General features: G+C 55.8%; 1 rRNA gene. It reads left to right on the top strand.

What is annotated here, in order from left to right:
• Positions 1-606 (top strand): 23S ribosomal RNA (locus KME80_RS49835); the annotation flags it as partial.

Here is a 606-nt window from a genome sequence, read left to right as displayed (position 1 = left end):
ATAGGGCGGTTGGTGGTAACGCGGGGAAGTGAAACATCTCAGTACCCGTAGGAAGAGAAAACAACAGTGATTCCGTGAGTAGTGGTGAGCGAAAGCGGATGAGGCTAAACCGGGCGTGTGTGATAGCCGGCAGGCGTTGCATGTCCGGGGTCGTGGGACCCTCTGGTGGTTTCTGCCGAGACCACAAGAAGTGATAAACCTTCGAGATAGTCGAAGCCTCTGGGAAGGGGCGCCGAAGACCGTGAGAGCCGGGTAGGCGAAATCTTGAGGGCTTCTTGAGGGGATCCCAAGTAGCACGGGGCCCGAGAAATCCTGTGTGAATCTGCCAGGACCACCTGGTAAGCCTAAATACTCCCTGATGACCGATAGTGCACGAGTACCGTGAGGGAAAGGTGAAAAGTGCCCCGGTGAGGGGTCGTGAAAGAGTACCTGAAACCGTGTGCCTACAAGCCGTAGGAGCTTACAGCAGCTTGCTGCTGTGTGATGTGACTGCGTGCCTTTTGAAGAATGAGCCTGCGAGTTATGGTGTGTGGCGAGGTTAACCCGTGTGGGGGAGCCGTAGCGAAAGCGAGTCTGAATAGGGCGTTTGAGTCGCATGCTGTAGAC

The organism is Nonomuraea ceibae (genome assembly GCF_019396325.1).
Taxonomy (GTDB): domain Bacteria; phylum Actinomycetota; class Actinomycetes; order Streptosporangiales; family Streptosporangiaceae; genus Nonomuraea; species Nonomuraea ceibae.
Note: the sequence above shows the minus strand (reverse complement) of the source record. Positions and strands in the feature narration are given on the sequence as shown.